Raw genomic sequence first — 7,790 nt, 5'->3', positions numbered from 1 at the left:
CGCATGCAGTTCAAGCACTTACTCCGACATCGTGGAAGGAGAAAAATGGTCGGGCCGGCGAGATTCGAACTCACGACCTCTTGCACCCCATGCAAGCGTTCTACCAGGCTGAACTACGGCCCGACCTTTTGGCGGGACAGCTTGACGCCGTCCGGCTGGGGAGGCGGATGATGGCGGGGACCACCCTGTTTGCAACTGACTTGTTTCTCGACGAAGCAGAATTATGCACGTCTGCCACGCAGCATGCCATGAGCCATGAAGACGAATCCCATGAGCACCATGAACAGGGAGAAGAACTGCCCTTTCGTCATGCCCAGAATGGCCTCTGAACCAGAGTCCGGCTGACGCACTGACTCCAGCGAGATACGCGCCACCGCATAAAGCAGGAAGAACAACCCTGTAAGCACGCCATGAGGCAGACGTGGCCAGCGCAGACGCACTGCCAACAGAATGGCGCTGAGGAACAGCCCCTCCCCGAGTGCCTCATAAAGCTGCGAAGGGTGGCGCGGATGCAGGATCGCTTCGAGTTCAGCACGACCACCCCCATTCCGCTCGAACCACGCGATGATCTCAGGGCTGTGCTGGAGATTTTCAGGCAGTGCAACAGCGGTACCGCCCTGCTTCACGAAGTCTTCATGCAGCAACTCCGTGGGGAACTTCACGGCCCAGGGCACCTGAGTCACACGGCCAAAGAGTTCGCCATTGATGAAATTGGCAATGCGCCCGCAAAACACGCCAAGCGGAGCACCGCACACCAACGTGTCGCCAATACCTGTCCATGAGATCTTGTGCTTTCGTGCATACCAGAGGCAAAACAAAGCCACTCCGGCTATCCCCCCGTGGCTGGCCATGCCGCCTTTGTGAATCATGAAAATCATCCAGGGCTCCTGCACAAAGTGGTCCCAATCATAGAGCAACATGTAACCGATGCGCCCACCGAGCACGACACCGAACAGCGCCACCAAGGTAATGAAATCCGCCACCTGGGATTCTTTGATTTCCGAAAGTCCGCGATGCGAGAGAAAGAGCATCACCCGATACGTCAGATAAAAGCCCAGGACATAAGCCAGCCCATACCAATGCAGAGCGAAGGCATCGCTGAAGCGGATCAGGTGCGGGCTGAGATCATGCAGATAGTAGGCGAGGACATTCATCATGGGTTTGGAAAGGATTGATCCTTCGATTCAGGCACCTGTTCCGGCAAGCAAAAGGAATGCAGCACTTCGATTGACGGGCTCAGCATTTCCATCCTGATGCACCCACAAAAAAAGGCCGCTGGATCACAGCGGCCCTTGGTGGAGATGACTCGTCAATCTTAGTGCTGGGAGCAGAACTCCTCGAAGCGGTCCATGCCGGCATTGATGACATCAAGACCAGTGGCATAGCTGAAGCGGAGGGTGCTCTCAGCGCCGAAGGCAACGCCTGGGACGGCGGCCACGCGGGCTTTGCTGAGGAGCTTCTCGCAGAAGTTCACGGACTTCATGCCGGTGGGCTCGATATCGACGAGGAAGTAGAAGGCGCCGAGGGGCTCGACGACGCGGATGTTCTTGATGGCCTGGAGACGGCTGAGCATGTACTGGCGGCGGACGTCGAACTCGTCACGCATGTCAGCGACGATCTGCTGGTCGCCCTGGAGGGCGGCGATGGCACCGTATTGAGCAAAGGTGGTGACGTTGCTGGTCGTGTGGCTTTGGATGGTGTCGATGGCTTCCGCGATCTTCTTCGGAGCGGCGGTGTAGCCGAGGCGCCAGCCGGTCATGGCGTAGGCCTTGGAGAAACCGTTGATGGTGATGGTGTGGTCGAAGATGTCCTTGCTGATGCTGGCGATGGAGACGTGCTTCTGCTCGGCATAGACGAGCTTTTCATAGATCTCGTCGGAGAGGATGAGGATGTCTTCGGAGGCGGCGATCTCACCGATGGCGGCGAGTTCTTCCTTGGAATACACGGAGCCGGTTGGGTTGCCAGGGCTGTTGATGATCACCATCTTCGTCATCGGAGACATGGCGTCTTCGAACTCTTCAGCCGTCATCTTCCAGCCGTTTTCGCGCTTCGTTTCGACGATGACGGGGATGCCGCCGACGATCTTCACCATTTCAGGATAGCTGGTCCAATAAGGAGCCGGGATGATGACTTCGTCACCGGGATTCACGACGGCAGCGATGGCGTTGTAGCAGGAGTGCTTGGCACCACAGTTCACGCTGATCATGGAGGGGTCGTATTGCAGACCGTTGTCGAGGAGGAGCTTGGCGGCGATGGCTTCGCGGAGTTCGAGAAGGCCGGCGCTTTCGGTGTAGCGCGTTTTGCCGCCCATCAGCGCCTCTGCGGCGGCCTGGGTGATGTGGTCGGGCGTGTTAAAGTCTGGCTCGCCTGCGCCGAAGCTCAGCACATCGATCCCCTGCTTCTTGAGCGCCTTCGCCTGGGCAGTGATGGCAAGGGTCATGGAAGGGGCGAGTTCGGCGATGTTTTTGGCGATGAAGTCCATAGATGGGAAAGGTGCTGGCTGGGGTGGGATAGTCCGGTTTGGCCGGAAAGGGGGCGCTAAAAAGGAGCGGTCAGAGGGTTTGTCAACGCCGGGGAGGCCGGAGGGGTGGAATGCTTGAAGTATCCCTCCACAAAGAAGGAGGTTTCAATCATGGCACCTCCCCTTTCGATAACCGCACTGCCTTCACTTTGAAAGCACGAGTGAGTTCACTTCGGCGGCGGCGATGCCTTGATGAAAAACAATGTAAGTGCCCAGCGGTTTGGCCGCTGCGGGGACTTCCTTGGCGCGTGCCCGCAGCGGCGGATCTTCCAGCATGGCCTGGATCTCAGAGACGTGCCCGACACAGTTGCCCTGGGCATCGAGCAAGGCGGAGCCGCTCGACCCTGGTGCCCAGTCGAGCGTGGTTTCCAACCAGATCGGCGTCGGGACGGCAGTGCCAGCAGGCAGGGCTGCCTGCTCGCGCTTGCGCATGAAAGGGCGCTTCACGAAGCGGCTGACGATGCCCTCGCTGTAGTAGCCGCGCTTGCCGTAGGGATCGCTGAAGCACCAGATGGGATCACCGGGCATGGTGTCTCTGGCCAGCGGCAGGGCAGTGAGTGCGGTGGACTTCACGCGCACGATGGCGCTGTCTTTGCCCGTGTTCACCGCGAGGATCTCCGTCACGGGCAGCACCTGCTCATCCTCCGTAGCGGCGATGAGGTAGCCTTCGAGCATTTTCTCCGGCGGGGTAATGACATGGGCGCAGGTCGCCACGGCACCATCCGTGGTGATGGCGTAACCACCGGCCAGGTTGAGGTGCCACTTGTCGCACTTCGTGCAGAGGTAGTAAAAGCCGAGCCGCAGATGTGCCAGTCGTGCGCGCTGCCAGAGTTCGCGGGGTGGCAGAGGCTTCGTCTCGGGCGGAGGCAGCGTCAGTTCGCAAGTTGCGCGCTTCATCTGCTCCGTCGCTGTCGTCATGGGCAGCAGTTGTTTGGCTTCCCGCAGCGTCTGAGCTTGTGCCAGCAAAGCGGCCTGCCCTTTGGCACCCCGGCCTTCTTCATAGACAGGAACGCCAGGCCCCTGGGCCAGAGCAGAGAGGGAAATCAGGAGGAGCAGATAGCGCATGAAGAAAATCTGGTTCACGCACCGGCGCGTTTGCTGAAGAGGCCGTAGCGGGGGCTGAAGATGTAGGCGAGCAGGAAGAGGCTGCCGAGCACGAGGATGATGGTGCTGCTCATGGACCAGCCGAGCGGGTAGCTGATGAAGAAGGCGGCCACGGAGCCAAGTCCGCCGATGATGCCGCCGCCCCAGAAGAGGGTACGGGCGTCATTGGTGAAAAGATAGACGGTGGCTGCGGGGGCCACCATGAGCCCGACGCTGAGGATGCAGCCGACGGCTTGCAGCGAGGAGATGAGCACCAGGATGGTGATGGCAAAGGTGGCGTAGTTCAGGAAGCGCACGGGCACGCCGAGACTGGCGGCGATGTTGGGCTCAAAGAGGTAGATGAGCAGCGGCCTTTGCAGCGCTGTAAGGGAGAGCACGGCGATGGCGCTGATGCCAAAGGCGATCCAGAGGTCGCTGTCTGCCATGCCGACGAGGCTGCCGAAGAGCCATTCGTCGAGCTTCTGGCGAACATTGAGCTGGGTGAGGATGAGGTAGCCTCCGGCAAAGGCGGTGGTGTAAAGGATGCCCATGGAGGTGTCCTGATCCAGCCGGGAAGTGCGGGAGAGGAAGATGGAGCCGAGGCCGACGATCATGGCGGCGAAGACGGCTCCGGCGAGCGCACTCCACTGCGTGAGCCCAACCAAGAGCACGGCCAGAGCGATGCCGGGCAGCAGGGCATGGGAGAGGGTGCCGATCTTCAGCGCGGACTTCCGCAGCACGACGAAGGCGCTGACGAAGCCATTGGCAAAGCCGATCATGAGACAGGCGAGCAGCGCCCGTTTGGCGATGGGCTCGGCAAGGAAGTCAGTGAGTGTGGGAAGATCCTGGGGCATGGCGGCGGGTGGAGATCACTGCCCGTAGGCGGCGGCGATGTTTTCTTTCGTGAAGTGCGTGGCGACATCGCCAAAGGTGACCTGGGTCTTTTTGATGAGCAGCACGTCGTCGTAGAAGCCGGAGACGGTTTGCAGATCGTGGTGACTGGCGATGAGGAGGCGGCCCTCAGCGGTGAGTTCTTTGAAGAGGCGGCTGAGGTTGTCCTGCGCGGGTTTGTCGAGCCCGGTGAAAGGCTCATCGAGCAGGAGCACGTGCGCCTCCTGAGCGAGGGCGCGGGCGATGAAGGTGCGCTGCTGCTGGCCGCCGGAGAGGGCGCTGATCTGGCGGTCCTGGAGGTCGAGCAGATTCATCGCGGTGAGGGCGCGCTCGACGATCTCGCCGTCGTGCTTCGAGTAGCCGCGCCACCAGCCGAGATTCGGGTAGCGGCCCATCTCCACGAGCCCACGCACGGTGATGGGGAACTGCCAATCGACATCGCCCCGCTGCGGCAGGTAGGCGATTTCATGACTGCTGCGGGTGAGCGGCTGGCCGCGCCAGATGAGGCTGCCTTTGTCCGTCGGCAGGAGTCCGGCGAGGGCCTTCAAAAGAGTGCTCTTCCCTGCCCCGTTCGGGCCGATCAGCGCGATGCTGCGCCCGCATTCCGTGGCGAAGCTGATGCCGTCCAGCGCGAGCACCTCGCGATAGCTCACACGCAGGTCGCGAACTTCCAGACGGTGTTGGTGCGAGTGCTCGCAGCCGCCGCCCCAGCAGACGTGTTCTTTGGCAGTGGTCGTGGGCATTACCAAGTGAAGGTGAGGATTTCGCTGAGTGCGGCCCCGCTGGACCAGCGGGTTTCGCTTTTGGCATCGTAGCCGTCGGGCTCGATCTCCAGGCTCAAAGCGGTGTCGGGGGTGCCTGCAGGCCACTGGGCGTCGAGGCTGAATTCATTGCCATCATTGGAGACCGCGATCTCGGCCTCCACCTCGGCGGGTGAGGCGCTCAGATCCAGCTTCGTGAGCAGCTCTGTGCCCTCGCTTTTCAAGCTGATGGAGACGGGCTTGTGCGCGTAACGCAGCCGCACGATCACCGGCACAGGCTTCTTTTCCGCCCGTGTCTGCGCGGCGGTTGGCTCCACTTCGGGGATGTGGGTGGCATTGCCCGTGAGCTGGACCATCGGCACGGCCAGGAGGCCGAAGAGCAGGCCGAGGACAAAGATCTGGATGGGAGGGAAACCGCGCATTGGTTGCAATAAGTCACGGAGACGTGCCCCAGAGTCAACCTCTGTCACCGATCACCTCATGCGCCTGCTTTGAGCCGCTCCAGTTCGTGCATGAGCACGGCGTAGCGTTCCTCCAGACTTGGCTCGACCATGAGTCGGCTCATGATCTCCGGCTCCCGGACAAAGTGATAGCTCAAGATGTCGCAGGCGAGATCCGGGCAGACCATATCATCGAGGGTGCTACGCAGCGTCTGCATGGCCTCGCTGCACTCTGGCTTGGCAGGCGGGAGCAGATCCAGCGCCCGATGCTTTAACTCAATGAGTTCTTCGTCGGTGGACTCACGCAGCGTGGGAAAGGGCTCGATGGTGGCGATGCGGAAGGGTCTTTCTTGCACCCAGCCGGTGATGCGGATGCGCTTCACCCCATAAAGCATCACATGGGAGGTGCCGTCCTCGCGCTTTTTGCTGGCGCGGATAAGGCCCACCGTAGTCACGGGCAGGAGTTCATCATTCAGGATCGTGCCCACGCCAAACATCCGACTCGTCTCCAGCGCATGATCCAGCATCTGTCGGTAGCGCTGCTCGAAGATGTAGAGCGGCAAAAAGCAGCCGGGGAAGTGGAAGCACTCCTCCAGCACGATCAGCCCGAGAGTGTCGGGCAGAACGAAGGAAGAAGTGTGCGTCTGAGAAAGAGCCATGAAGATGAATGCTCCATTCACTACGCCACACCCTGCGGGAACGGCGTCACCAAGTTTTGCATTCGCTCATCACAGCCCCAGCATCGCCACCACGGCCTCGCGTTTCAGGCGCAGTTCACGCCATTCGTGATCAAAGGCACTGCCACCCACGATGCCGCAACCGCTCGGAAGCTGAGCTTCCTGACCGCTCCAGCTCACGCCGCGAATGGCCACCACCATGTGACAAATGTGGCCTTCGCCCGGCTCCACGAAGCCGAAGGGAGCGCCGAAGAAGCCCGGCACTTTCAATTGCGCGCGATATTCCCGCAGCCGGTCCAGCCACATCTCTTCACGCGGCAGACAGCCCACCGCAGGCGTGGGATGCAGCTCACGCACCAGCGTATCTGGCACGGCGTCACCGGCCAGTTGCACGCGCAGGTTTGTCTGGAAATGCAGCAGCGTCGAGGCCTGGCAAAGCCCGCGCGGATCACGCTGCACGGGGCCCAGCTTGGAAAGTTGCGCCTCCAGGTAACGCACCACGATCTCGTGCTCGTCGATCTCCTTCACATCTTTGAGGAAAGCCTCCTGCGCACCCGGCTTGGCCGTGCCAGCCAGCGCCATCGTCTTCACATCCCGTCCCTGGGCTCGGAAGAGCAGCTCCGGCGTCGCGCCGATGAACCCCTCTTCGCCCTGCACCCAGGCGTATCCCCACGTGTTCGGCGGCGCATCCATCACGCGCTCCAGCAAACGGATCGGATCACCGCTCACGATGCACCCGCGCTCAGTCAGCACCGGCACCATCTTTTCCAGACGCTTCGCCAGCACTTCCCGGCGGATGCGGCGGAAGGCCATCTTGAACCACTCTGTCGCCGGCTTTGCCCACTGAATGTGTGGAGCCTGTGCCCCATTCCAGCCGACACTGCTGGCGAGTGATTCGGCGGCGACGGGGATCAGCTTTGCGGGGCGTTTCCACGGCACGGGGTCCTTTAGATCGAAATCATTGACGTAAAAAGCCCCGCCGTCCGCTGGCATGGACGACGAAGACTCAAAGGGTCCCTTTCCGATCCACGCCCGTCCGTCCGGGAGCCTGAAAAATGCGATGTCTGTCATGTGATGAGTGCCATAGTGAAACGCAGGGCTGGTGGCGCAAGGATGACGCAAATGGAAATCAGTTTTTGATTTTCATGAATCGCGGTAGTCTCTGAAACTCCAACCCAGGTCCCCCACCCTTCATTCCATCCCCTTTCCCCATGCGCCTCATTCATTTCGCCTACGTCCTCACCGCCCTCCTCATCGGTGCCACCTCCTACCTCGCCTGGGAGGGCCAGCAGGCCGCCCGTGGCGCCAAAGAGGAGCTCGCCTTCATCAAGAAAAAGCAGGCCACCGAGGCCTATGCCTCCCCCACGGGCGACAGCCTCGTGCCCCTGCCCGGCATCCCCGCCCCGGCCACCTCCAT

The 7,790-nt window shown here is 61.2% G+C and carries 9 protein-coding genes and 1 tRNA gene; 1 reads left to right on the top strand and 9 read right to left on the bottom strand.

Annotation, left to right across the window (positions count from 1 at the left end):
- Positions 1-46: 46 nt before the first annotated feature.
- From AC6FTP_RS24320 to AC6FTP_RS24280, 9 genes are all read right to left on the bottom strand, one after another.
- Positions 47-123: transfer RNA gene (locus AC6FTP_RS24320), tRNA-Pro, on the bottom strand.
- 98 nt (positions 124-221) lie between these two features.
- Positions 222-1,157, bottom strand: coding sequence for a prolipoprotein diacylglyceryl transferase (gene lgt, locus AC6FTP_RS24315; RefSeq protein ID WP_497209501.1), 936 nt, complete (start codon positions 1,155-1,157; stop codon positions 222-224).
- Between the two features lie 158 nt (positions 1,158-1,315).
- The gene (locus tag AC6FTP_RS24310) at positions 1,316-2,482 is read right to left on the bottom strand and encodes a pyridoxal phosphate-dependent aminotransferase (RefSeq protein ID WP_497209500.1); all 1,167 of its coding nucleotides are present in this window, start codon (positions 2,480-2,482) and stop codon (positions 1,316-1,318) included.
- Between the two features lie 183 nt (positions 2,483-2,665).
- On the bottom strand, positions 2,666-3,586 hold the full coding sequence (locus AC6FTP_RS24305; protein ID WP_497209499.1) for a S1 family peptidase: 921 nt from the start codon (positions 3,584-3,586) through the stop codon (positions 2,666-2,668).
- A gap of 14 nt (positions 3,587-3,600) precedes the next feature.
- Complete coding sequence (locus AC6FTP_RS24300) at positions 3,601-4,458, bottom strand: metal ABC transporter permease (protein ID WP_497209498.1); 858 nt, start codon at positions 4,456-4,458, stop codon at positions 3,601-3,603.
- A 15-nt stretch (positions 4,459-4,473) separates the two neighbouring features.
- Complete coding sequence (locus tag AC6FTP_RS24295; RefSeq protein ID WP_497209497.1) at positions 4,474-5,238, bottom strand: metal ABC transporter ATP-binding protein; 765 nt, start codon at positions 5,236-5,238, stop codon at positions 4,474-4,476.
- On the bottom strand, positions 5,238-5,678 hold the full coding sequence (locus AC6FTP_RS24290) for a hypothetical protein (protein ID WP_497209496.1): 441 nt from the start codon (positions 5,676-5,678) through the stop codon (positions 5,238-5,240). The genes AC6FTP_RS24295 and AC6FTP_RS24290 overlap by 1 nt, the downstream gene beginning before the upstream one ends.
- A gap of 56 nt (positions 5,679-5,734) precedes the next feature.
- Complete coding sequence (locus AC6FTP_RS24285) at positions 5,735-6,355, bottom strand: LON peptidase substrate-binding domain-containing protein (RefSeq protein ID WP_497209495.1); 621 nt, start codon at positions 6,353-6,355, stop codon at positions 5,735-5,737.
- 69 nt (positions 6,356-6,424) lie between these two features.
- Positions 6,425-7,366: a chorismate-binding protein gene (locus tag AC6FTP_RS24280; RefSeq protein WP_497209494.1), complete on the bottom strand. Its 942-nt coding sequence runs from the start codon at positions 7,364-7,366 to the stop codon at positions 6,425-6,427.
- A gap of 218 nt (positions 7,367-7,584) precedes the next feature.
- On the opposite strand from AC6FTP_RS24280, the gene AC6FTP_RS24275 reads away from it, so the two are divergent.
- A partial coding sequence (locus tag AC6FTP_RS24275) for a hypothetical protein (RefSeq protein WP_497209493.1) occupies positions 7,585-7,790 on the top strand: 206 nt, incomplete at its 3' end.

It is taken from the genome of Prosthecobacter sp. (assembly GCF_044378005.1).
In the GTDB taxonomy this organism is placed as follows: Bacteria; Verrucomicrobiota; Verrucomicrobiia; order Verrucomicrobiales; family Verrucomicrobiaceae; genus Prosthecobacter.
This window is presented reverse-complemented; position numbering and strand designations above follow the sequence as displayed.

Bases quoted from the DNA above. Each gene is read 5' to 3' on its own strand.
- lgt (WP_497209501.1), bottom strand. From the start codon at position 1,157: ATGATGAATGTCCTCGCCTACTATCTGCATGATCTCAGCCCGCACCTG.
- AC6FTP_RS24310 (WP_497209500.1), bottom strand. From the start codon at position 2,482: ATGGACTTCATCGCCAAAAACATCGCCGAACTCGCCCCTTCCATGACC.
- AC6FTP_RS24305 (WP_497209499.1), bottom strand. From the start codon at position 3,586: ATGCGCTATCTGCTCCTCCTGATTTCCCTCTCTGCTCTGGCCCAGGGG.
- AC6FTP_RS24300 (WP_497209498.1), bottom strand. From the start codon at position 4,458: ATGCCCCAGGATCTTCCCACACTCACTGACTTCCTTGCCGAGCCCATC.
- AC6FTP_RS24295 (WP_497209497.1), bottom strand. From the start codon at position 5,238: ATGCCCACGACCACTGCCAAAGAACACGTCTGCTGGGGCGGCGGCTGC.
- AC6FTP_RS24290 (WP_497209496.1), bottom strand. From the start codon at position 5,678: ATGCGCGGTTTCCCTCCCATCCAGATCTTTGTCCTCGGCCTGCTCTTC.
- AC6FTP_RS24285 (WP_497209495.1), bottom strand. From the start codon at position 6,355: ATGGCTCTTTCTCAGACGCACACTTCTTCCTTCGTTCTGCCCGACACT.
- AC6FTP_RS24280 (WP_497209494.1), bottom strand. From the start codon at position 7,366: ATGCCAGCGGACGGCGGGGCTTTTTACGTCAATGATTTCGATCTAAAG.